We start from the raw sequence: 23,675 nt of genomic DNA, 5'->3' as shown, positions 1-23,675 counted from the left end.
AGCGGGCCGCGGACGTCGACCACCTGGGTCCACAGCGACCCGTTGGTGTTCGGAGCCGTGCCCCGGAGCGGATGGGTCGACCCGTCACGGCAGAATGGGCGGGTGCCGACCGACCCCGCCCTCGACCCCTCCGTCGCCGCCCGCCTGAAGCGCGACGAGCACGGTCTCGTCGCCGCGATCGTCCAGCAGCACGACAGCGGTGAGGTCCTCATGCTCGGCTGGATGGACGACGAGGCGCTGCGCCGCACCCTGACCGAGGGCCGCGTGACGTTCTGGTCGCGCAGCCGCCAGGAGTACTGGCGCAAGGGGGACACCTCCGGCCACGCCCAGCACGTGCGCTCGGTCGCGCTCGACTGCGACGGCGACGCCCTCCTCGTCCGCGTCGAGCAGGTCGGCGCGGCCTGCCACACCGGCGACCGCACGTGCTTCGACGCGGGGGACCTCGGCGCGGTCGTCGGGGCGGGCGCATGAGCGCCGCCGAGACGCCGGACCTCGCGTACGGGCAGACCTGGCCGGCGCTCGACGCGTTCGGCGTGCTCGCGCGCGACCGGCGCGTCATCCCCGTCGTCCGGCGCCTCATGGGCGACGCCGAGACACCGGTCGGGGTGTACCGCAAGCTCGCCGGCGACCGGCCCGGCACCTTCCTCCTCGAGTCCGCCGAGCACGGCGGCGTGTGGTCGCGCTGGTCGATCATCGGGGCGGCCAGCCGCGCCACCCTCACCGAGCGCGACGGCGAGGCGCACTGGCTCGGCGAGCCGCCGGTCGGCGTGCCCACCGACGGCCCGGCGACCGAGGCCCTGCGCGCCACGATGGAGGTCCTCGCCACACCGCCCATCGCCGGTCTGCCCCCGCTGACCGGCGGGATGGTCGGCGCCGTCTCGTACGACGCGGTGCGCCGCTGGGAGAAGGTCCCGAGCGACCTGCCGGACGAGCTCGGGGTCCCCGAGCTCGCGATGATGCTCGCCACCGACCTCGCCGTGCTCGACCACGCCGACGGGTCGATCCTCCTCGTCGCCAACGCCGTCAACTACGACGACACCGACGAGCGCGTCGAGCAGGCCTGGTCCGACGCCGTCGCCCGCCTCGACACGATGACCGCGGCGCTCGCCGCGCCGGCCCCGAGCACCGTGGCCGTCGTCGACACCGACGTCGTCGAGGCCGCGATGGCCGGCGTCCGGTCGAACACCACCCGCGAGCGCTACGAGGAGGTCGTCGAGCTCGCCAAGGAGGACATCCGCGCGGGCGAGGTGTTCCAGGTCGTCCTCTCGCAGCGGTTCTCGCTCGACTGCCCGGCCGACCCGCTCGAGGTCTACCGCGCCCTGCGGGCCTCCAACCCGAGCCCCTACATGTACCTCTTCCGCTTCCCGGCGCCGGACGGGTCCGACTACGCCGTCGTCGGCAGCAGCCCGGAGGCGCTCGTCCGGGTCACGGGGGAGCGGGCCATCACCCACCCGATCGCCGGCTCGCGGCCGCGCGGCAAGACGCCCGAGGACGACGTGCGGCTCGCCGAGGAGCTGCTGGCCGACCCCAAGGAGCGCGCCGAGCACGTCATGCTCGTCGACCTCGGCCGCAACGACCTCCAGCGTGTCTGCCGCCCGGGCACCGTCGACGTCGTCGAGTTCATGGACGTGCGCCGCTACAGCCACGTCATGCACCTGGAGTCGACGGTCGTCGGCGACACCCGTCCGGGCATCGGCGCCTACGACGTCCTCGTCTCCACCTTCCCGGCCGGCACGCTGTCCGGCGCCCCGAAGCCGCGGGCGCTCGCACTCATCGAGCACTACGAGCCGTCGCGGCGCGGGGTCTACGGCGGCGTCGTCGGCTACCTCGACTTCCACGGCGACCTCGACATGGCGATCGCCATCCGGACCGCCCTCGTCCGTGACGGCGTCGCGCACGTGCAGGCCGGCGCCGGCATCGTCGCCGACTCGGTGCCCGCCCGCGAGCACGAGGAGTGCGTCGCGAAGGCCACCGCCGCGCTGCGCGCCGTCGCGACGGCCGGGGCGATGCGGACCGTGTCGTGAGGCGGCTGACCGGCAAGGGCCCCGTCGCCCTCCTCGCGCTCCTCGGCGCGGGCGTCGTCCTGGTCGCCGGGTTCCGGCCGTGGGTCTCCGGCACCGTCGCCGACGCCGTCCTCGGCGGCAGCCGGGTCGAGGCCACCGGCGCGGAGGTGGCGCCCGGGCTCTCCGCGATCGCGCTCGCGGTCGCCGCCGCGGCCGTCGCGGTCGTCGCCGCCGGCCGGGTCGGCCGCACGGTCGCCCTCGTCCTGTGGGCCGGGTGCCTCGTCGTCGCCGGCGCGCTCACCGTCCGGGTGCTCGGCGACCCCTCCGGCGCGCTCGGGCCGGTCGCGGCCACACGCGTCGGCCGCACCGGCACCGTCGAGGCGGTCGCCTCCGCGACGGCGATGCCCTGGGTGGCGCTGCTCGGCGTCCTCGTCGCCGCGCTCGCCCTCGGCTGCGCGCTCGTCGGGGCGCGCCGGTGGGCCGGGCCGTCCCGCCGCTACGAGGCGCCGGGCACGGGCGAGGGCCACGTCGCCGGCCGGCGGGGCGAGCGGGTGGCGAGCGACTGGGACGACCTCTCCGAGGGCCGTGACCCCACCGACGTCGGCGACGACGCCACGACCTGACAGAATCGACACGACGCCACGCCCCGGGCCGACCGGCCCCCGACCCCTTCCGAGGTGGAGCCCCCATGAGCGAGATCGAAGACCACGGCCACAGCCTGGCGGCGTGGACCGCGGTGGGGATCATCATCGTCGCGTCGGCCATCATGTGCCTCGCGGTGATGTTCCCCAACGTCCCGCTGTTCATCGGCGGGGCGGTGCTGGCCGTCGTCGGCGGCATCGCCGGCAAGGTCCTCTCCATGGCCGGGTACGGCGCGGCCGGGCGCGACCGCGGCGAGGCCCCCTCGATCCGATGACCGGCGGTCCTCCCGTGGCCTCCGTCCTCGACTCCATCGTCGCCGGGGTCCGTGAGGACCTCGCCGAGCGCGAGGAGCACCTGCCGCTCGAGCGGGTCCGCGAGCTCGCGGCCGCCGCCCCGCCGGCGCTCGACGCCGAGGCGGCGTTCCGGCGCCCCGGTCTCGCGCTCGTCGCCGAGGTCAAGCGCGCGAGCCCGAGCAAGGGAGCGCTCTCGGACATCCCGGACCCCGCGGCCCTGGCCGCCGCCTACGAGGCCGGTGGCGCCAGCGCGATCTCGGTCCTCACCGAGCAGCGGCGCTTCGGCGGCAGCCTCGCCGACCTCGACGCCGTGCGCGCCGCCGTGTCGATCCCCGTGCTGCGCAAGGACTTCGTCGTCACCGACTACCAGGTCTGGGAGGCGCGGGCCCACGGCGCCGACATCGTGCTGCTCATCGTGGCCGCGCTCGACGACGATCTGTTCCGGTCGCTGCTCGCCCGCGTCGGCGAGCTCGGGATGACCGCGCTCGTCGAGGTCCACGACGAGGCCGAGACCCAGCGCGCCGTCGACGCCGGCGCCACCGTCATCGGCGTCAACGCCCGCAACCTCAAGACCCTCGAGGTGCACCCCGACACCTTCTCGCGGCTGCGGCCGCTCGTCCCGGACGGCGTCGTCATCGTCGCCGAGTCGGGCATCACCGGGCCCGCCGACGCGGCGGCGTACGCGGCGCAGGGCGCCGACGTCGTCCTCGTCGGCGAGGCCCTCGTCCGCGACGGCGACCCGGCGGCCGGGGCCGCCGCGATCGTCGCCGCCGGAGCCGTGGAGGCGACCCCGTGACCGACACCACCGACACCACCGAGACCGGCCTGACGGTCGACGAGCTGCCCCGCCCGGGACGCTTCGGCGACTTCGGCGGCCGCTACGTGCCCGAGGCGCTCGTCCCGGCGCTCGAGCAGCTCGACGAGGCCCGCCAGAAGGCCGCCGTCGACCCCGAGTTCCAGGACGAGCTCGCCCGCCTGCACGCCACGTACACCGGCCGGCCGAGCATCATCACCGAGGTGCCGCGCTTCGCCGCGCACTGCGGCGGCGCCCGGGTGGTCCTCAAGCGCGAGGACCTCAACCACACCGGGTCGCACAAGATCAACAACGTCCTCGCCCAGGCACTGCTCACGAAGCGCATGGGCAAGACCCGCATCATCGCCGAGACCGGCGCGGGCCAGCACGGCGTCGCGACGGCCACCGCCGCGGCGCTCATGGGCCTGGAGTGCACGGTCTACATGGGCAAGGTCGACACCGAGCGCCAGGCCCTCAACGTCGCGCGGATGAAGATCCTCGGCGCCGAGGTCGTCGCCGTCGAGCACGGCTCGGCCACGCTCAAGGACGCGATCAACGAGGCCCTGCGCGACTGGGTCACGAACGTCACGACGACGCACTACGCCATCGGCACGGTCACCGGCCCGCACCCGTTCCCCGAGATGGTCCGCGACTTCCACGCGATCATCGGCGAGGAGGCGCGGGCGCAGGTCCTCGAGCTGACCGGGCGCCTGCCCGACGCCGTCGTCGCGTGCGTCGGTGGTGGCTCGAACGCGATGGGCATCTTCCACCGCTTCGTCCCCGACGCCGGCGTGCGGCTCATCGGCATCGAGGCCGGCGGCGAGGGCGTGCAGAGCGGGCGCCACGCCGCCCGCTTCGCCGCGGACGCGACCCCCGGGGTGCTGCACGGCGCCATGAGCTACCTCATGCAGGACACCGACGGGCAGACGGTGGAGTCGCACTCGATCTCGGCCGGCCTCGACTACCCGAGCGTCGGCCCCGAGCACGCCCACCTGCGCGACAGCGGCCGGGCCGAGTACCGCTACGCCACCGACGACGCGGTGATGGAGGCCTTCCGCCTGCTCTGCCGCACCGAGGGCATCATCCCGGCGCTGGAGTCGGCCCACGCCCTCGTCGGGGCGATGGAGGTCGGGCGCGAGCTCGGCCCCGACGGCCTCGTCCTCGTCAACCTCTCCGGCCGCGGTGACAAGGACATGCACACCGCCGCCGCGTACTTCGGCCTCGTCGAGGAGGGCACCCAGTCGTGAGCACCACCCAGGTCACCCGCCTCGGTGAGGTCCTCGAGCGCTGCCGCGCCGAGGGCCGCGCCGCGCTCGTCGGCTACCTCCCGGTCGGCTACCCGAGCGTCGAGGGCTCCATCGAGGCGATGAAGGTCCTCGTCGAGGCCGGCTGCGACATCGTCGAGGTCGGCGTCGCGTACAGCGACCCGGTCATCGACGGCCCGGTCAACCAGGAGGCGATGGCCGCCGCCCTCGCCGCCGGGGTCCGCGTCGACGACGTCTTCACCGCCGTCTCGGCCGTGCGCGACGCGGGCGCCGTCCCGGTCGTCATGACCTACTGGAACCTCGTGCTCAAGCGGGGGGTCGAGGCCTTCGCCGCCGACCTCGAGGCGGCCGGGGGCGCGGGCCTCATCACCCCGGACCTCGTGCCGGACGAGGCCGACGACTGGCTGGCCGCGAGCGAGCGGCACGGCCTGGACCGGGTCTTCCTCGTGGCCCCGAGCAGCACCCCCGACCGCCTAGAGAAGGTCACCTCGGCCTGCCGCGGGTTCGTCTACGCCGCCTCGACGATGGGCGTCACCGGCGTGCGCACGAGCGTCGACACCGACGCCCGCACGCTCGTCGAGCGCGTCCGCGAGGTCACCGACGTCCCCGTCTGCATCGGCCTCGGCGTCTCCACGCGCGAGCAGGCGGCCGAGATCGCCGCCTACGCCGACGGCGTCATCGTCGGGTCCGCGCTCGTGCGGACCCTCGCCGGCGACGGGGAACTCTCCGAGCGGCTCGAGGCGTTGCGCAGTCTGACCACCGAGCTGGCCCAGGGTGTCCGGGAGGGGAAGCGATGAGCACGAGCACCGACGAGGTGGGCACCGCGCCCGCCCCCTGGTACCGCTCGGAGCGTGTCCTCGACGTCGTCGGGCTCGCGGCCCGCCTCTTCCTCGGGGTCGTCCTCGTGTGGGCCGGGTTCGCCAAGGTCGGCCGCCCGCTGACCTCGCAGCGCGCGGTGCAGGCCTACGACCTGCCGTTCCTTTCGTTGGACGTCGCGGGCTGGATCGGCCTCGCGCTGCCCTTCCTCGAGATCGTCCTCGGGGTCCTCCTCGTCCTCGGGCTCTTCACACGGCCGGCGGCGATCGTGGGGACGCTGCTCATGGTCGTCTTCGTCATCGGGATCTCGCAGGCGTGGGCCCGTGGCCTGACCATCGACTGCGGCTGCTTCGGCGGCGGCGGCCAGGTGGGCGCCAACGAGACGAAGTACCCTCAGGAGATCGCGCGCGACGCCTCGTTCGCCCTCGCCGGTGCGTGGCTCTGGTGGCGGCCGCGCACCCTCGCCTCCCTCGACCGCGTCCTCTTCGGACACTGACCGACCGCACCGAAAGGCATCATCCCCGACATGGCCAAGAACTCGACGAAGCCGAGGCCGGGCAACGCCCGCCAGGCGAAGATCCAGGCGGCGCAGAAGGCGAACGGCGGCGGGGGTGTCAACAAGATCGTCGTCGCGACGGTCGTCGTGGTCGTCGCCATCGTCGCGGTCGTCGGCGGTGTCATCTGGATGCAGACCTCGCAGAAGAACGCCGTGACCGGTGGCGGCAACGCCGTTCCGGCGGGCGCCGCGGGCCTGGGCGCCGGGTACCCGGCGTTCACCGACGTCAAGGCGGTCGCGGGCGCGCCGACGCTCGACGTCTTCGAGGACTTCCAGTGCCCGGCCTGCAAGGCCTTCGAGGACCAGCTCGGCCCGACCGTCGAGTCCCTCGCGAAGGAGGGCAAGGTCAAGGTCGTCTACCACGTGAAGAACTTCCTCGACGACAACCTGCGCAACGACAGCTCCACCAAGGCCGGCAACGCCGCCTTCTGCGCGGCCGACGCGGGCAAGTTCCAGGAGTTCCACGACCAGGCCTACGCCAACCAGCCGAGCGAGGGCGCCGGGTTCACCGACGCACAGCTCAAGGGCTTCGCCTCCGCGGCCGGCATCACCGGCAGCGCGCTGACGACCTGGCAGCAGTGCTACGACGCCGGCAAGTACGTCGACTACGTCAACTCCGTCGAGAAGAAGAGCTTCGAGGACGGCGTGCGCGGCACCCCGACCCTGCGTCTGGACGGCAAGGACCTCGACCTCGGCCAGGTCGGCACCCCCGAGCTGCTGACCCAGGCGATCCAGGGCGCCACGAAGTGACCCCGGTGCTCCGGCAGGCGGGTCGTCCGGCGTGACGACCTACCTGCCGAGCCCGACGGTCGCGGCGTTCGACCTCGGGCCCCTGACGATCCGGGCGTACGCCCTGTGCATCCTCGCGGGCATCGTCCTCGCGGTGTGGCTGACCGGGCGCCGGCTCGCGGCGCGCGGGGTCGACTCCGGCGTCGCGCTCGACGTGTCGGCCTACGCCGTCATCCTCGGGATCATCGGCGGCCGGCTCTACCACGTCATCACGACGCCCGAGCCGTACTGGGGCGAGGGCGGCCGCCCGCTCGACGCGTTGAAGATCTGGAACGGCGGTCTCGGCATCTGGGGCGCGATCGCGCTCGGCGCGGTGGGCGTCTGGATCGGGTGCCGCCGGGCCGGCGTCCCCTTCCTCACCTTCGCCGACGCCGCCGTGCCGGGCGTCGCCTTCGCCCAGGCGATCGGCCGGTGGGGCAACTGGTTCAACAACGAGCTGCACGGCGGCCCGACCACGCTCCCGTGGGGGCTGACGGTCCACCAGTGGGACCAGGCCGCCGGCCGCGCCGTCACCGACGCCTCCGGCAACGCCGTCGTGGCCGGCGTCTACCACCCGACGTTCCTCTACGAGTCGCTCTTCCTCCTCGTCCTCGGGTTCGGGCTCCTCGCGCTGGACCGGCGCCGTCGGCTCGCGCCCGGGCAGCTGCTCGGCCTCTACGTCGCGGGGTACCCGGTCGGGCGCATCGTCGTCGAGAAGATGCGCACCGACGAGGCCGAGCTGATCCTCGGCCAGCGGCTCAACGTGTGGACGAGCGTCCTCGTGTTCCTCCTGGGCGTCTGGATCGTGTGGCACACCGGCCGCCGGGCCCGCAGGGCCGAGCCCGAGCAGGTCGACGAGCCGGCCGCGGAGGCGTCCACGGCGGAGCACCCCGAGTCCCAGGATGTGGGATAGCGACGCTCGAATGGCAAGACGCGGGGGGCCGGGGATAGCATTCCGGCACGTGGCCAGAGACGTCCGCGCCTGACCTTGCCGTGCCCGGTCCCGCGAGGGGCCGTCGACCCCCGAGGACGGTGATCCGACGTGACCGTCGCCCGCTTCTCCGCCCAGCCCGACGACGTCGGGCTGTACCGCCGCGAGCACGAGCACGACGCGTGCGGTGTGGCGATGGTCGCGACGATGCGGGGGAGCGCGGGCCACGACATCGTCGCCCACGCCCTCGACGCGCTGCGCAACCTCGACCACCGCGGCGCCACCGGCGCCGACCCGCTCGTCGGTGACGGCGCCGGCATCCTCACGCAGGTGCCCGACGCCTTCTTCCGGGCCGTCGTCGACGCCGAGCTGCCGCCCGCCGGCGCGTACGCGGCCGGGATGGCCTACCTGCCGACCGACGCCGCCGAGCGCGAGGCCGCCCAGGAGCGCATCGAGGCGATCGCCGCCGAGGAGGGCCTGCGGGTCCTCGCCTGGCGCGACGTGCCCGTCGTCCCCGACCTCGTCGGCGAGGCCGCCCGCGCGACGATGCCCTGCTTCCGTCAGCTCTTCGTCGCGTCGCAGGAGGGCCTCACGGGCATCGAGCTGGACCGGGTCGCCTTCGTCCTGCGCAAGCGCGCCGAGCGCCAGGCCGAGGTCTACTTCCCGTCGCTGTCGGCCCGCACGGTGGTCTACAAGGGGATGCTGACCACGGGTCAGCTCGAGCCGTTCTTCCCGGACCTCTCCGACGAGCGGTTCGCCACCGAGCTCGCCCTCGTGCACTCGCGCTTCTCGACCAACACCTTCCCGAGCTGGCCGCTGGCGCACCCCTACCGGCTCATCGCCCACAACGGCGAGATCAACACCGTCAAGGGCAACCGCAACTGGATGCACGCCCGCGAGAGCATGCTCGCGTCCGACGTCCTGCCCGGCGACCTCTCCCGCATCTCGCCGATCTGCAGCCCGGAGGCCTCGGACTCCGCGTCCTTCGACGAGGTCCTCGAGCTGATCCACCTCGGCGGGCGCAGCCTGCCCCACGCGGTGCTCATGATGATCCCCGAGGCCTGGGAGAACCACGCCTCGATGGACCCGGCCCGCCGCGCGTTCTACGAGTTCCACTCGACCTTCATGGAGCCCTGGGACGGCCCGGCCGCCGTCTGCTTCACCGACGGCACCCTCGTCGGCGCGGTCCTGGACCGCAACGGCCTGCGTCCCGGCCGCTACTGGGTCACCGACGACGGTCTCGTCGTCCTCGCCTCCGAGGCCGGGGTCCTCGACCTCGAGCCCGAGAACGTCGTGCGCCGCGGCCGCCTGCAGCCCGGTCGGATGTTCCTCGTCGACACCGCCGCCGGGCGGATCGTCAGCGACGAGGAGGTCAAGTCCGGCCTCGCCGGCGAGCACCCCTACGAGGAGTGGCTGCACGCGGGCCTCATCGGCCTGAAGGACCTGCCCGAGCGCGAGCACATCGTCCACACCGCCGCCTCCGTCGCGCGCCGCCAGCGCACCTTCGGGTACACCGAGGAGGAGCTCAAGATCGTCCTCGCGCCGATGGCGCGCACCGGCGCCGAGGCCCTCGGGTCGATGGGCACCGACACGCCCATCGCGGTGCTCTCGGAGCGGCCGCGGCTGGTCTTCGACTACTTCACCCAGCTCTTCGCGCAGGTCACCAACCCGCCGCTCGACGCCATCCGCGAGGAGCTCGTCACCTCGCTCGCCGGCTCGATCGGGCCGGAGGGCAACCTCCTCGACGCCAACCCGGCCCACGCCCGGCAGGTCGTCCTGCCGTTCCCGGTCATCGACAACGACGAGCTCGCGAAGATCGTCCACATCAACGCCGACGGCGACCTGCCCGGCTTCGAGACGGTCGTCGTCCGCGGCACCTATGACGTGAGCGGCGGCGAGGCGGCCCTGCGCGCGCGCCTGCACGAGATCTTCGCCGAGGTGTCCGAGGCCATCGCCGGCGGAGCACGCTTCGTCGTCCTCTCCGACCGCGACTCCGACCGCGACCTCGCGCCGATCCCGTCGCTCCTGCTCACCTCGGCGGTCCACCACCACCTGATCCGCGAGAAGACCCGCACGCAGGTCGGCCTCGTCGTCGAGGCCGGCGACGTCCGCGAGGTGCACCACGTCGCGCTCCTCGTCGGCTACGGCGCCGCCGCGATCAACCCCTACCTCGCGATGGAGTCCGTCGAGGACATGGTCCGGCGCGGGGACATCACCGACGTCACCGAGGAGAAGGCGGTCGCCAACCTCATCAAGGCGCTCGGCAAGGGCGTCCTCAAGGTCATGTCGAAGATGGGCATCTCCACCGTCGCGTCCTACCGGGGCGCCCAGGTGTTCGAGGCGATCGGGCTCTCGCAGGAGCTCGTGGACGAGTTCTTCACCGGCACGGTCAGCCAGCTCGGCGGCATCGGCCTCGACGTCGTCGCCGCCGAGACCGCGGCCCGGCACGGGATGGCCTACCCGCCGGACGGCATCCGCCAGGCGCACCGCAAGCTCGTCGTCGGCGGCGAGTACCAGTGGCGCCGCGAGGGCGAGCCGCACCTCTTCGACCCCGAGACGGTCTTCCGGCTCCAGCACGCGACCCGCCAGCGCCGCTACGACGTCTTCAAGCAGTACACGCAGCGGGTCGACGAGCAGTCCGGCCGGCTGATGACCCTCCGCGGGCTCTTCGAGCTCGGCGGCGCGACGCCGCGCGAGCCCGTGCCGCTCGAGGAGGTCGAACCGGTCGAGTCCATCGTCAGGCGGTTCTCCACCGGCGCGATGAGCTACGGCTCGATCAGCAAGGAGGCGCACGAGACGCTCGCCGTCGCGATGAACCGCCTCGGCGCGCGCTCGAACACCGGCGAGGGCGGCGAGGACGTCGACCGGCTCCTGGACCCGGTGCGCCGCTCGGCCATCAAGCAGGTCGCCTCGGGCCGCTTCGGCGTCACGTCGATGTACCTGACCCACAGCGACGACATCCAGATCAAGATGGCCCAGGGCGCCAAGCCCGGCGAGGGCGGCCAGCTGCCCGGCCCCAAGGTCTACCCGTGGGTCGCGCGGACCCGGCACTCGACGCCCGGCGTCGGCCTCATCAGCCCGCCGCCGCACCACGACATCTACTCGATCGAGGACCTCGCGCAGCTGATCCACGACCTCAAGAACGCGAACCCGCAGGCGCGGGTCCACGTCAAGCTCGTCTCCGAGGTCGGGGTCGGGACGGTCGCAGCGGGGGTCAGCAAGGCGCACGCCGACGTCGTCCTCATCAGCGGCCACGACGGCGGCACCGGTGCCGCGCCGCTCACGTCGCTCAAGCACGCGGGCGGCCCGTGGGAGCTCGGCCTCGCCGAGACCCAGCAGACGCTCGTCCTCAACGGCCTGCGCGACCGGATCGTCGTCCAGGTCGACGGGCAGATCAAGACCGGCCGCGACGTCGTCGTCGCCGCGCTGCTCGGCGCCGAGGAGTTCGGCTTCGCCACCGCGCCGCTCGTCGTCTCCGGCTGCGTGCTCATGCGGGTCTGCCACCTCGACACCTGCCCCGTCGGCATCGCGACCCAGAACCCGGAGCTGCGCAAGCGCTTCTCGGGGCAGCCCGAGTTCGTCGAGACCTTCTTCGAGTACATCGCCGAGGAGGTGCGCGAGCACCTCGCCGCGCTCGGCTTCCGGAGCATCGAGGAGGCGATCGGCCAGATCCAGCACCTCGACGTCAGCAAGGCCGTGCAGCACTGGAAGGCGTCGGGGCTCGACCTCGGGCCGGTCCTCGCGGCCGTCGAGAGCCCCGACGGCTCGGGCATCCGCCACCGCGTCGCGCAGGACCACGGCCTCGAGAAGGCCCTGGACCACCAGCTCATCGCCGCGGCCCGCGACGCGATCGACCACGGCGAGGCGGTGCAGGCGCGCTTCGCCATCCGCAACGTCAACCGGACGGTCGGCACGATGCTCGGCCACGAGGTGACCAAGGCGCACCCGGACGGGCTCGCGGACGGCACGATCGACCTCACCCTGACCGGCTCCGCCGGGCAGAGCTTCGGGGCGTTCCTGCCGGCCGGTGTCACGCTGCGGCTCGAGGGCGACGCCAACGACTACGTGGGCAAGGGCCTCTCCGGCGGCCGCGTCGTCGTCCGGCCCGCCCCGGGGTCGGCGCTCGTCGCCGAGGAGAACGTCATCGCCGGCAACGTCATCGGCTACGGCGCGACCTCCGGCGAGCTGTTCCTCCGCGGCCGGGTCGGCGAGCGCTTCTGCGTCCGCAACTCCGGCGCCACCGCCGTCGTCGAGGGCGTGGGCGACCACGGCCTCGAGTACATGACCGGTGGCACGGCGCTCGTCCTCGGCCCGACCGGGCGCAACGTCGCGGCCGGCATGTCCGGTGGTGTGGCGTACGTCCTCGACCTCGACCACGACCGGGTCAACCCCGAGCTGGTCGACCTGCTGCCGCTCCGGCCGGACGACGAGCTCGTCGTCCACGACCTCCTCGAGCGCCACGTCCGGTGGACCGACTCGGGTGTCGCGGCGCGGCTCCTCGCCGACTGGGGCAGTGCCCGGTCGGCCTTCACCCTCGTCCTCCCGCGCCAGTACCAGCGCGTCCTCGACGTGCGGGCGCAGGCGGAGACGGAGGGACTCGACCCCGACGGCCCCCAGGTGTGGGAGCGGATCATGGAGGCCTCCCGTGGCTGACCCCCAGGGTTTTCTCAAGACGCGTGAGCGCGAGCTGCCGCGCCGCCGCCCGGTCCCGGTGCGCATCCGGGACTGGAAGGAGGTCTACGAGGCGCAGGCGGTGCCCGAGCTGCAGCGTCAGGCCGGTCGCTGCATGGACTGCGGGATCCCGTTCTGCCACAGCGGCTGTCCGCTGGGCAACCTCATCCCCGAGTGGAACGACCTCGCGTGGAAGGGGGAGTGGCGCGAGGCCATCGAGCGGCTGCACGCCACGAACAACTTCCCCGAGTTCACCGGTCGGCTCTGCCCGGCGCCGTGCGAGTCGGCGTGCGTCCTCGGCATCAACCAGCCGCCGGTCACCATCAAGCAGGTCGAGGTGACGGTCGTCGACCGCGCCTTCGAGAACGGCACGATCCTGCCGGTCTCGCCGGAGCGGCTGTCCGGCAAGACCGTCGCGGTCGTCGGCTCCGGCCCGGCCGGCCTCGCGGCCGCCCAGCAGCTGACCCGCGCCGGGCACACCGTCGCGGTCTACGAGCGGGCCGACCAGCCCGGCGGCCTGCTGCGCTACGGCATCCCCGAGTTCAAGATGGAGAAGGCCGTCCTCGACCGGCGCATCGCGCAGATGAAGTCCGAGGGCACCCGCTTCCGCACCGGCGTCGACGTCGGTGGCGACCTCACCGGGGCCGACCTGCGCAAGCGGTTCGACGCAGTCGTCGTCGCCATCGGTTCGACCGTGCCGCGCGACCTGCCGGTCCCCGGCCGCGAGCTCGACGGCGTCGTCCAGGCGATGGACTTCCTGCCGCCGGCCAACCGGGTCGCGCTCGGGCAGAGCGTCGAGAACCAGGTGACCGCCACCGGCAAGGACGTCGTCGTCATCGGCGGCGGCGACACCGGCGCCGACTGCATCGGCACGGCGCACCGGCAGGGCGCCCGCTCGGTGACGAGCCTCGAGATCATGCCGCAGCCCGGCATCGATCGCGCCGGCGCCCACCCGTGGCCGACCTACCCGATGCTCTTCCGCGTCGCCTCGGCGCACGAGGAGGGCGGCGAGCGGGTCTACGCGACGACGACGAGCGAGGTCGTCGGCGACGACCAGGGTCGGGTGCGCGCGCTGCGCCTGCACGAGGTCCGGATGGGCGAGAACGGCTTCGAGAAGGTCGAGGGCTCCGAGCGCGAGATCCCGGCCCAGCTCGTGCTCCTCGCGATGGGCTTCCTCGGGCCGCAGCCCGGCGGGCTGCTCGAGCAGCTCGGGGTCGACAAGGACGAGCGCACGAACGTCGCGCGCGACGGCCACTTCATGTCGTCGGTGCCGGGCGTGTTCGTCGCCGGCCGCGGGCAGTCGCTCATCGTCTGGGCCATCGCCGAGGGACGATCGGTCGCCCACGAGGTCGACGCCTGGCTCATGGGCAAGCCGTCGCGGCTGCCCCGGCCGGTCGCGCCGACGGACCGTCCGCTGACGGCCTGAGCCGGCACCCCGGTCCGACCTCCCGCCCGACACAGGGCTTCGTCCGCGAGACCCCGGTTCCGAGCCGGGGTCTCGCGGACATTTCGGGGTGACCCCGAAATGTCGAGGCGCGGGGGGCCGGTGGGGTTCGGCGGGGGAGCGACCGCGATGTGGCCCGCGTCACGATGGAAGCGGTTGCACCGATAGGCTCGGCGACATGCGTCGTGCCAAGATCGTCTGCACCCTCGGCCCCGCCACCTCCAGCGCCGAGAACCTGCGAGAGCTCGTCCGGGCCGGGATGGACGTGGCCCGTCTCAACCTCAGCCACGGCGTCCACGCCGACCACGAGCAGGTCTACCTCGACGTCCGTCGCGCGAGCGACGCCGTCGGCCGCGCGGTCGGCGTCCTCGTCGACCTCCAGGGCCCGAAGATCCGCACCGCGCGGTTCGCGGACGGCCCGGTCGTCCTCCAGAACGGCGCGACCTTCACGATCACCACGCGCGACGTGCCGGGTGACGTCACCGAGGTCGGCACCACCTACGACGGGCTGCCGGGCGACGTCCACACCGGCGACCGCATCCTCATCGACGACGGCAAGATCGCGCTCATCGCCACCGACGTCACCGAGACCGACGTCGTCTGCCAGGTCCTCGAGGGCGGCCCGCTGAGCAACAACAAGGGCATCAACCTGCCGGGCGTCGCCGTCTCGGTGCCGGCCCTGTCCGAGAAGGACGAGGACGACCTGCGCTGGGGCCTGCGGGTCGGCGCCGACATGATCGCGCTGTCGTTCGTCCGCAGCGCCGACGACATCCGCCGCGTCCACGAGATCATGGACGAGGAGGGCCACCGCCTCCCGGTCATCGCGAAGATCGAGAAGCCGCAGGCCGTCGAGAACCTCGACGAGATCATCCGCGCCTTCGACGGCGTCATGGTGGCCCGCGGGGACCTCGGCGTCGAGATGCCGCTCGAGCAGGTCCCGCTCGTGCAGAAGCGTGCCTGCGAGATCGCCCGCCGCCGGGCCAAGCCCGTCATCGTCGCGACGCAGGTGCTCGAGTCGATGATCGAGAACAGCCGCCCGACCCGCGCGGAGGCCTCCGACGCCGCGAACGCCGTCCTCGACGGCGCCGACGCGCTCATGCTCTCCGGCGAGACGAGCGTCGGCAAGAACCCGTTCGCCGCGGTCCGGACGATGGCCCGCATCATCGAGAACACCGAGACGCACGGCCTGCACCGCATCCGCCCGCTCGGCACCCGGCCGAACTCCAAGGGCGGCGCCGTCACGGCGGCGGCCGCCGAGATCGGCGAGCTGCTCGGGGTCAAGTACCTCATCACGTTCACCGAGGGCGGCGACTCCTCGCGGCGCCTGTCGCGGGTGCGCCCGCGCATCCCGATGCTCGCCTTCACGCCCAACCAGTCCACGCGCAGCCAGCTCGCGCTCACGTGGGGGGTCGAGACCTTCCTCGTCGGCAAGGTGCGGCACACCGACGAGATGGCGATGCAGGTCGACGAGGTGCTCATGGGGCTCGGCCGGGTCCAGGAGGGCGACCAGGTGGTCATCGTCGCGGGCTCGCCCCCCGGCATCCCCGGCTCGACGAACGCCCTGCGCGTGCACAAGGTCGGGGACGCCAAGAACCGGGTCGCGCCGGCCTACGTCGAGGCGGCGAAGCACGGACACGCCTGAGGCCGGCACGGTGGCCCTCGATATGCTGTCCACGCCCCGGCCGGGGTGGTGGAACGGCAGACACGGCGGACTCAAAATCCGCTGCCCGCGAGGGCGTGCGGGTTCGAGTCCCGCTCCCGGCACATGACCCAGAGTGCAGCCACCACCAAGCGCGTCCTCGTCGCCGAGGACGAGGCCATCATCCGGCTCGACCTCGCGGAGATGCTCCGCGAGGCCGGGTACGACGTCGTCGGCCAGGCCGGCGACGGCGAGCAGGCCGTCGAGATGGCCCGCTCGCTGACCCCGGACATCGTCATCATGGACGTCAAGATGCCCGTCATGGACGGGCTGACGGCCGCCGAGACGATCGGCGCCGAGCGCATCTGCCCGGTCGTCATGCTCACCGCGTTCAGCCAGCGCGAGCTCGTCGAGCGCGCCCGCGACGCCGGCGTCATGGCCTACGTCGTCAAGCCCTTCACCGCGAGCGACGTGACGCCGGCGCTCGACATCGCCCTCTCGCGCTGGAGCGAGCTCAAGCAGCTCGAGGCCGAGGTCGCGGACCTGGGGGAGCGGCTCGAGACGCGCAAGGCCGTCGACCGCGCCAAGGGCGTGCTCATGGCGAAGCTGAAGATCAGCGAGGCCGACGCGTTCCGGTGGATCCAGAAGACCGCCATGGACCGGCGGATGGGGATGCGCGAGGTCGCCGACGCCGTCGTCGCCGGCATGGAGAAGAGCTGACCGGATCCGTGGGCCGGGAGCGGTCCCACGACGGGATCCGCGGGGCGCGTCGGGCCGTTCGGACCGGTTCCGGCCATCCGGACTTCCCTCGGGTGCCTGCGGGGGCATAGTGTCCGGTGTCGGTGCGGTTCCCGCGGGGGACCACCGTCGGACAGGAGGCGAACGTGGCGCGACGACCCGTCGAGGTGGCTGCCGTCGAGGGTGACCTCGAGGCCCTCACCGCGCTCTGGCGCGAGGCGAAGGTCGACGCCGGGACGAGCCCCGAGGTCTGCGCCCGCGCCATCTCCGACGGCCGCCTCTCGAGCGCCCTCCAGCGTCCCGGCGTGCAGGCGTTCATCGCCACCCTCGAGGGCGAGCCCGCCGGCTACGTCATCACGACCGACAACCCCTTCGGCCTCGCGCCGAGCCCCGAGGTCGCCATCGAGCAGCTCTGGGTCACCCCGGACGCCCGGCGCCACGGCGTCGCGAAGCAGCTCCTCGCCGCGGTGCTCGCGGCGGCCGAGCGCGCCGGCTGCGAGCAGGTCGTCTCCAACGTCCCCACGACGAGCCGCGAGGCCAACCGGTTCTTCGCCCGCCTCGGCTTCGGCTCCACGGTCACCCGTCGCGTCGTCGCCACGGGCACCCTGCGGCGCCGGATCGCGCCCGAGACGGCCGACACCGGCCTCGAGCTGACCCGGCGTCGCCGCAGCCTGCGCCAGCGGGCCTTCTCGACCCGCTCGGCCTGAGCCGGCCTCCCCGGCGGCCGGGCCCGTTCAGGCCTTCGGGCGCAGGAGGCCCAGCCGCGCGCTCGGGGCCCCGGGCAGGACGCCGCTCGCGGTGAGGCCGCAGCGCTTCTCGAGCACCTCGGCGAGGACCGAGCGGTAGTCGGTCGTCGCCTTGAGGTCACCCGCCTGCGTCTGGTCGGGGGCGACCCCGGGCCAGGTGCCGTAGACCTTGCCGCCGTTGACGCCACCGCCGAGGACGAAGCTGAAGTTGCCGTAGCCGTGGTCGACGCCCCCGGAGCCGTTCTCGGTGACGCGGCGGCCGAACTCCGACAGCGTCACGAGCGTGACCCGGTCGGCGGCGCTGCCCAGGTCGGTCATGAACGCGGCGAGCGCCTTGCCGACCTCGCTCAGCTGGCCGAACATCCACCCGCCGGTGCTGGACCCGAGGTCGGTGTGCATGTCCCAGTTGCCGGAGTCGATGCTCACCGCGCGCAGGCCGACGCCGGCCTTGACGAGGCGGGCGGTGTCGCGCAGCGCGTCGCCGAGGCCGCCCGAGGGGTAGGTCGCGCCGTTCGCCGGGGTGTAGCCCGCGGTCCGCAGCGTGCCCGCGGTGGTCAGCGCGTCGAGGGCGGTCCGGGCGGGGGTCGTGATGGCGTCGGCGTCGCCGGCGTGCATCGCCCGCAGCGCCGTCGTCCAGCGGGCGGTCTCCGTCGCGTCCCACGCCCCGCTGAGGGTGAAGGAGTCCACCGAGCGCATCGAGAGGTCGGCGGTCAGGTCCCCGAGGAAGGAGCGCGGGGCGGTCGTCGAGCCGATCGTGGTCCCCGCGAAGGGGCCGGGGGTGGTCGTGGCGCCGACCATGCGGTCGAGCCAGCCGGTACGGATCGAGGAGCCGGGGGCGGCACGCTCCATCTCGTCCATGTCGGTGAAGTGCGAGCGGGTCGGGTTGGGCTGCCCGACGGCGTGGACGACGGCGAGCCTGCCCGCGGTGTAGAGCGGCAGGAGCGGCGCGAGGGCGGGGTGCAGGGCGAAGCGGGTGTCCAGCGCGAGGCCCCGGGACTGGGGGATCGCGATGGAGGGCCGTGCGGTGTAGTAGGCGGGGTCGCCGACCGGCGGGACGACGGACAGGCCGTCGATGCCGCCGCGGAAGGAGAGCACGACGAGGGTGTCCCCGGTGTAGCCGGCGTCCGCGAAGGTCAGGCGGGTCATCGCCTCGGCCGGTCCGGCGAGGGCGAGGGTGGCGCCGGCCGCGCCGAGGACGGAGGCGCCGGCGAGCAGCGCGCGGCGGCTGGGGGCCATCGCGGCGAGTCCCTCGGGGCAGCCGCAGGTGGGGGTGCTGGTGGTGGTCATCGGGGCGCTCCTCAGCGGGTCGCGAACTCGGGGGTGTCGAGGATCAGCGCCACGACGTAGGGCAGGCGCCAGCCGACGGCTCCGTCGGTGGGCTTCAGCGGGTTGCTCGCGCTCCGGCCGAGGAAGGTGCAGACCGCGTCGCGCTTGGCCACGGGCAGCGGCGCGGAGAGCAGCCGGGTGGACAGGGCGTCGACGTAGTCGCCGTACGTGGCGGGCAGGGTCGTCGGGAGCAGCCCGCGCAGGGCGGGGAAGACGACGCGCTTCTCGTTCGTGTCCGCGGCCTGCCAGCCCTGGTACATCGAGAAGTTCCACGTCGCGAGCGTCGCCCCGGCGCCGGCCCAGAAGCCGGCCACGTCCGGGTAGCCGTTGGGCGCGGGCCAGGCGAGGGGGGCCTGGCCCGCCACGCGGGCGTTCCACACGACGTCGCCCAGCCACGCGCGGGGGTCGGCGCCCGGACGGACCCCGAGGATCCGGGCCGTCGAGACGATGCGCTCCAGGGGCCGCTTGACCTTGAGGCCGGTCGAGCCGGCGAACTCGGCGGAGGCGAAGAGGGCGCGCAGGACGGGGGCGATCGCGGTGTCGTTGGCCAGGTAGACCTGGGCGAGGGAGTCGACGAGGCTGCTCGGCGGGGTGTCGGAGACGAACCGGATCGCCAGCTTCGTGGCGATGCGCCGGGCGGTGCTCGGGTGGCGCGCCAGGTGCTGGAGGTAGGAGGTCGCCACCGCGTCACCCTTGGGCGAGGTGTTGGGGCTGGACCACCCGAGGAGACCCAGCTCGCCCACGTGGTGGCGGTTGTAGCGGTAGAAGTACTCGCCGGTCTCGTGCTCGGTCGACACGCCCGTCATCACGAGGGCCGAGGTACGGATGTCGGACTCGGCGTAGCCGCCGGTGACGCCGACGGTGTGCAGCTCGAGGAGCTCACGGCCGAAGTTCTCGTTGGGGGCCCGCTTCGAGGAGGACTCGTTGTCCAGCTGGGCGAGCATCGCCGGGTGCTTGGCGGCGGCGACGAGCATGTCGACGTAGCGGCCGAGGGCGTGCTTGCGGACGACGTCCTCGTGGAAGCGGTGCACGCAGTCCCACGTCTCGCCCCAGGGCGCCGTGACGACGAGGTGGTTGCTCCAGAAGTCGACCATCACCTCGAGCAGCTGGCGCTTGGACCAGATGGCCCGGGCCGTGTAGGCCTCGATCGTGTCGTACCCGAGGTCGCCCGTCTGGTTGGGCCAGTAGCGGTCGCGCACCTCCCAGGTCTGCCACCACAGCCGGGGGAACCGGGTCTTGAGCAGGTCGTCGACGACCGGGTCGGGCATCGTCTTCGGCGACAGCTGCGCCTCGAGCCACGCGCTCGCGCCCATCGACGTGATGGCGTCGATGACCTCGGGCGTCGCGCCCCAGGTCGCCCGCCGGGCCAGGTGCAGCGCGGCGACGGGACTGCCGGTCACGCCGGCGGTGGAGCTGCGCCGCGGGGCCGTCCGGACGGCCGTGTAGGGCAGCGTCCGGCCGCGGGTGGTGCGCGCGGGCGTCGCGGCGGCCACGGCCGCGCGCGGGGCGTACGCGGCGTCGACCGCCCTCGCGCTCGCCGTCCGGGTCGGCACCACCACGCCGGCCGGCGCGGTGGAGCGCGGCGGGGTGGGGTCGGGCAGCCGGGTCTTCGCCCTGGCGGCCCTGGCGGCCTTCTTCGCGGGCGCGGACGGGTCGGAGCCGGCGGTGGCGGCACCGAGGATGGCCTGGAGGGTCGCGGCCCGGCGAGGGGGCAGGGGAGAGCTCACCCTTCAATGGTTTCGGCCTGTGCCGCAACCGTCCTCGTCCGTTCGGGTGCCGCGCCATCGGGCCAACGGCCCTCGTCCGCCGGATTTGACCGGGGCTTTACCCGGGCTTGGCCGGGGGAAGGTCCGCCGCTGGTGAGCGCCTGACCCGAGCCGTCCGCCGGCCCGGCGTCACGCGCCCGGGGCGGCGTCCCGGATGAGGCAGGTGATGCGGCTCGTGCAGACCCGGCGGCCGTCCTCGTCGGTGACGACGACCTCGTAGCAGGCGAGGGTGCGCCCGAGGCTGAGCGGCGTCGCCGTGCCCGTCACGAGGCCGGAGCGGGCGGCCCGGTGGTGGGTGGCGTTGATGTCGAGCCCGACGACCGCCTTGCCCTCGCCCGCGTGCAGGGCGGCCCCGATGGACCCGAGCGTCTCGGCGAGGACGACCGAGGCGCCCCCGTGGAGCAGGCCGTAGGGCTGGGTGTTGCCGGCGACCGGCATCGTCGCGACGAGCCGGTCGGACGTGGCCTCCAGCACCTCGATGCCCATCCGGTCCATGAGGGAGTCGGGGTTCATCGCGCGCATCCGGGCGACGGCTGACATGAGGTCGGGGCTGTCGGTCATGGTCGTTAGGCTGCCACGCGTGAAGCTCCTCCTCCTCGACGGACACTCCCTGGCCTACCGGGCGTTCTTCGCGCTCCCCGTCGAGAACTTCTCGACGAGCACGGGGCAGCACACGAACGCCGTCTACGGCTTCACCTCGATGCTCATCAACGTCCTGCGCGACGAGGCGCCGACGCACGTCGCCGTCGCCTTCGACGTCTCGCGCCAGACCTTCCGGCTCGAGCAGTACGGCGAGTACAAGGCCGGCCGCTCCAAGACGCCCACCGAGTTCACCGGCCAGCTGCCGCTCCTGCGCGAGGTGCTCGACGCGCTGCGCATCAAGCACATCGGCGTCGAGGGCTTCGAGGCCGACGACGTCATCGCGACCCTGACCCGCCGCGCCACCGAGGCCGGCGCCGAGGTCGTCGTCTGCACGGGGGACCGCGACGCCTTCCAGCTCGTCACCGACAAGGTCAGCCTCATCTACCCGGTCCGCGGCGTCTCCGAGGTCTGGCGGATGGACCCCGCCGCCGTCGAGGAGAAGTACCTCGTCCCGCCGGACCGCTACAGCGACCTCGCGGCGCTCGTCGGCGAGGCCAGCGACAACCTGCCCGGCGTGCCCGGTGTCGGCCCGAAGACCGCGGCCAAGTGGATCGCGCAGTACGGCGACCTCCAGGGGATCGTCGCCCACGTCGACGAGATCAAGGGCAAGGCCGGCGAGAACCTGCGCGCCCACCTCGACGACGTCCTGCGCAACCGCCGCCTCAACAAGCTCGTCGACGACCTCGACCTGCCCCTGTCCGTGCCGGACCTCGAGCGCGCCACCTGGGACCGCGAGGAGGTGCACCGGGTCTTCGACGGCCTCGAGTTCCGGGTGCTGCGCGACCGCCTCTTCCAGACCTTCGACGTCGAGTCCGACGAGGTCGAGGGTGGCTTCGAGCTCGGTGGTGACGTGCTCACCGCCGACGACCTCACGACGCGGTTCGCCGACGACGGCCCGGGCCGCGCGCTGCCGCACGGTGTCGTCGTCTCCGGGCACTACCGCGCCGGCGAGGGCGACGCCACCGCGCTCGCGCTCGCGGGGGAGGACGGCGCCACCGCCCACCTCGACCTCACGGCGCTCACCGCCGAGCAGGAGCAGGCCCTCGCCGGCTGGCTCGCCGACCCCGACGCCCCGAAGGTCCTCCACGACCTCAAGCCGCAGCTGCAGGCCCTCAGCGCCCGCGGGCTCGCGCTCAACGGCGTCGTCAGCGACACCGCCCTCGCGGCCTACCTCGTGCGCCCCGACCAGCGCTCCTACGACCTCGAGGACCTCGTCGTGCGCCACCTCGGCCGCGAGCTGACCGCCGAGGGCGACGCGACGAGCGACCAGGGCGCCCAGGGCACCCTCGACTTCGACACCGACGACGACACCGCCGCCCGCGACGCGATGGTCCGCGCCCGCGCCGTCCTCGAGCTGTCGGCCGTCCTCGCCGAGAAGGTCGAGGAGACCGGCGGCACCGAGCTGCTCGCCGACCTCGAGCTGCCGCTCGTCGGCATCCTCGCCGAGATGGAGCGCACCGGCATCGCCGTCGACGAGGACGCCCTCACCGCGCTCGAGGCCGACTTCGCCGCGAAGATGCGCCAGGCCCAGCAGGACGCCTACGACGCGATCGGCCGCGAGGACGTCAACCTCGGCAGCCCGAAGCAGCTCCAAGAGGTCCTCTTCGACCAGCTGGGCATGCCGAAGACCAAGCGGACCAAGACCGGCTACACGACCGACGCCGACGCCCTGGCCGACCTCTTCGTCAAGACCGAGCACCCCTTCCTCGAGGCGCTGCTGCGCCACCGCGACACCAGCCGGCTGCGGGTCACCGTCGAGGGGCTCATCAAGTCGGTCGCGCCCGACCGGCGCATCCACACGACGTACCTGCAGACCATCGCGGCCACCGGGCGGCTCTCGTCCACGGACCCGAACCTCCAGAACGTGCCGATCCGCACCGAGGAGGGCCGGCGCATCCGCGACGTCTTCGTCGTCGGCGAGGGCTTCGAGTCGCTGATGTCGGCCGACTACAGCCAGATCGAGATGCGGATCATGGCGCACCTCTCCGGCGACGAGGGGCTCATCGAGGCCTTCCGCACCGGCGAGGACCTCCACCGCTTCGTCGGCGCGCGGGTGTTCGCGGTCGAGCCGGCCGACGTCACCCTCGAGATGCGCAGCAAGGTCAAGGCGATGAGCTACGGCCTCGCCTACGGCCTGTCGGCGTTCGGCCTCTCCAAGCAGCTGACCATCTCGACGGGCGAGGCGCAGGGCCTCATGGACGAGTACTTCGCCCGGTTCGGCGGGGTGCGCGACTACCTGCGCGAGGTCGTCGTCGAGGCCCGCGCCACCGGCTACACCGCGACGATGCTCGGCCGCCGCCGCTACCTGCCGGACCTCCTGAGCGACAACCGCCAGCGCCGCGAGGGTGCGGAGCGGATGGCCCTCAACGCCCCGATCCAGGGGACGGCCGCGGACATCATCAAGCTCGCGATGAAGGGCGTCCACGCGGCGCTGCAGGCCGAGGGCGCGCGCAGCCGGATGCTCCTCCAGGTGCACGACGAGCTCGTGCTCGAGGTCGCGCCCGGCGAGCGCGAGGACGTCGAGGCCCTCGTCCGCCGCGAGATGGGCGCGGCGATCGACCTCGGGGACGTGCCGCTCGACGTTAGCGTCGGGGTCGGCCGCTCCTGGCACGACGCCGCGCACTGACCCGGCACCG

At 73.4% G+C, this 23,675-nt stretch carries 19 protein-coding genes and 1 tRNA gene; 17 read left to right on the top strand and 3 right to left on the bottom strand.

Annotation, left to right across the window (positions count from 1 at the left end):
- Nucleotides 1-102 precede the first annotated feature (102 nt).
- The 16 genes from hisI to J3473_RS03390 all read left to right on the top strand — a co-directional run bounded on the left by hisI (nucleotide 103) and on the right by J3473_RS03390 (nucleotide 17,266).
- The gene (gene hisI, locus J3473_RS03465; protein WP_030528320.1) at nucleotides 103-471 is read left to right on the top strand and encodes a phosphoribosyl-AMP cyclohydrolase; all 369 of its coding nucleotides are present in this window, start codon (nucleotides 103-105) and stop codon (nucleotides 469-471) included.
- A complete protein-coding gene (locus J3473_RS03460; protein WP_207021891.1) occupies nucleotides 468-2,024 on the top strand; it encodes an anthranilate synthase component I in 1,557 nt (518 codons plus the stop codon). The genes hisI and J3473_RS03460 overlap by 4 nt, the downstream gene beginning before the upstream one ends.
- Nucleotides 2,021-2,626: a Trp biosynthesis-associated membrane protein gene (locus tag J3473_RS03455; RefSeq protein ID WP_207021890.1), complete on the top strand. Its 606-nt coding sequence runs from the start codon at nucleotides 2,021-2,023 to the stop codon at nucleotides 2,624-2,626. Before J3473_RS03460 ends, J3473_RS03455 begins: the two co-directional genes overlap by 4 nt.
- Before the next feature lie 65 nt (nucleotides 2,627-2,691).
- Nucleotides 2,692-2,919 (top strand): HGxxPAAW family protein, encoded by a 228-nt coding sequence (locus J3473_RS03450; RefSeq protein ID WP_030528323.1) that lies wholly within the window; start codon nucleotides 2,692-2,694, stop codon nucleotides 2,917-2,919.
- A 14-nt stretch (nucleotides 2,920-2,933) separates the two neighbouring features.
- Entirely contained in the window at nucleotides 2,934-3,734 is an 801-nt protein-coding gene (trpC, locus tag J3473_RS03445; RefSeq protein WP_242525657.1) for an indole-3-glycerol phosphate synthase TrpC, read from the top strand.
- Nucleotides 3,731-4,978, top strand: coding sequence for a tryptophan synthase subunit beta (trpB, locus tag J3473_RS03440; RefSeq protein WP_242525656.1), 1,248 nt, complete (start codon nucleotides 3,731-3,733; stop codon nucleotides 4,976-4,978). The genes trpC and trpB overlap by 4 nt, the downstream gene beginning before the upstream one ends.
- Nucleotides 4,975-5,793, top strand: coding sequence for a tryptophan synthase subunit alpha (gene trpA / locus J3473_RS03435; protein WP_207021888.1), 819 nt, complete (start codon nucleotides 4,975-4,977; stop codon nucleotides 5,791-5,793). Before trpB ends, trpA begins: the two co-directional genes overlap by 4 nt.
- Nucleotides 5,790-6,308: a MauE/DoxX family redox-associated membrane protein gene (locus J3473_RS03430; RefSeq protein WP_030528327.1), complete on the top strand. Its 519-nt coding sequence runs from the start codon at nucleotides 5,790-5,792 to the stop codon at nucleotides 6,306-6,308. The genes trpA and J3473_RS03430 overlap by 4 nt, the downstream gene beginning before the upstream one ends.
- A gap of 30 nt (nucleotides 6,309-6,338) precedes the next feature.
- Nucleotides 6,339-7,118 carry a thioredoxin domain-containing protein gene (locus tag J3473_RS03425; protein ID WP_207021887.1) on the top strand — a complete coding sequence of 260 codons (780 nt, stop codon included), beginning with the start codon at nucleotides 6,339-6,341 and terminating at the stop codon, nucleotides 7,116-7,118.
- Between the two features lie 31 nt (nucleotides 7,119-7,149).
- The gene (lgt, locus tag J3473_RS03420; protein WP_207021886.1) at nucleotides 7,150-8,049 is read left to right on the top strand and encodes a prolipoprotein diacylglyceryl transferase; all 900 of its coding nucleotides are present in this window, start codon (nucleotides 7,150-7,152) and stop codon (nucleotides 8,047-8,049) included.
- Nucleotides 8,050-8,178: 129 nt separating this feature from the next.
- A complete protein-coding gene (gltB, locus tag J3473_RS03415) occupies nucleotides 8,179-12,720 on the top strand; it encodes a glutamate synthase large subunit (protein WP_207021885.1) in 4,542 nt (1,513 codons plus the stop codon).
- Nucleotides 12,713-14,164, top strand: coding sequence for a glutamate synthase subunit beta (locus J3473_RS03410; protein WP_207021884.1), 1,452 nt, complete (start codon nucleotides 12,713-12,715; stop codon nucleotides 14,162-14,164). Before gltB ends, J3473_RS03410 begins: the two co-directional genes overlap by 8 nt.
- A 196-nt stretch (nucleotides 14,165-14,360) precedes the next feature.
- Nucleotides 14,361-15,824, top strand: coding sequence for a pyruvate kinase (gene pyk / locus J3473_RS03405; protein WP_207021883.1), 1,464 nt, complete (start codon nucleotides 14,361-14,363; stop codon nucleotides 15,822-15,824).
- Between the two features lie 39 nt (nucleotides 15,825-15,863).
- A tRNA-Leu gene (locus tag J3473_RS03400) sits at nucleotides 15,864-15,946 on the top strand.
- 1 nt (nucleotide 15,947) lies between these two features.
- On the top strand, nucleotides 15,948-16,541 hold the full coding sequence (locus tag J3473_RS03395) for an ANTAR domain-containing response regulator (protein ID WP_030528333.1): 594 nt from the start codon (nucleotides 15,948-15,950) through the stop codon (nucleotides 16,539-16,541).
- A 164-nt stretch (nucleotides 16,542-16,705) separates the two neighbouring features.
- Complete coding sequence (locus tag J3473_RS03390; protein WP_207021882.1) at nucleotides 16,706-17,266, top strand: GNAT family N-acetyltransferase; 561 nt, start codon at nucleotides 16,706-16,708, stop codon at nucleotides 17,264-17,266.
- Nucleotides 17,267-17,293: 27 nt separating this feature from the next.
- On the opposite strand, the gene J3473_RS03385 is transcribed toward J3473_RS03390, so the two are convergent.
- From J3473_RS03385 to J3473_RS03375, 3 genes are all read right to left on the bottom strand, one after another.
- Nucleotides 17,294-18,592 (bottom strand): DUF1501 domain-containing protein, encoded by a 1,299-nt coding sequence (locus J3473_RS03385; protein WP_207021881.1) that lies wholly within the window; start codon nucleotides 18,590-18,592, stop codon nucleotides 17,294-17,296.
- An 11-nt stretch (nucleotides 18,593-18,603) separates the two neighbouring features.
- Entirely contained in the window at nucleotides 18,604-20,358 is a 1,755-nt protein-coding gene (locus J3473_RS03380; RefSeq protein ID WP_207021880.1) for a DUF1800 domain-containing protein, read from the bottom strand.
- 168 nt (nucleotides 20,359-20,526) lie between these two features.
- Complete coding sequence (locus J3473_RS03375) at nucleotides 20,527-20,958, bottom strand: hotdog fold thioesterase (RefSeq protein WP_207021879.1); 432 nt, start codon at nucleotides 20,956-20,958, stop codon at nucleotides 20,527-20,529.
- Here J3473_RS03375 and polA point away from each other — a divergent pair.
- Nucleotides 20,957-23,665: a DNA polymerase I gene (gene polA / locus J3473_RS03370; RefSeq protein WP_207021878.1), complete on the top strand. Its 2,709-nt coding sequence runs from the start codon at nucleotides 20,957-20,959 to the stop codon at nucleotides 23,663-23,665. The genes J3473_RS03375 and polA overlap by 2 nt on opposite strands.
- The last annotated feature ends 10 nt before the right edge of the window (nucleotides 23,666-23,675 follow it).

The sequence above is a fragment of the Phycicoccus sp. DTK01 genome (genome assembly GCF_017312765.1).
Taxonomy (GTDB): Bacteria; Actinomycetota; Actinomycetes; order Actinomycetales; family Dermatophilaceae; genus Phycicoccus; species Phycicoccus jejuensis.
Note: the sequence above shows the minus strand (reverse complement) of the source record. Positions and strands in the feature narration are given on the sequence as shown.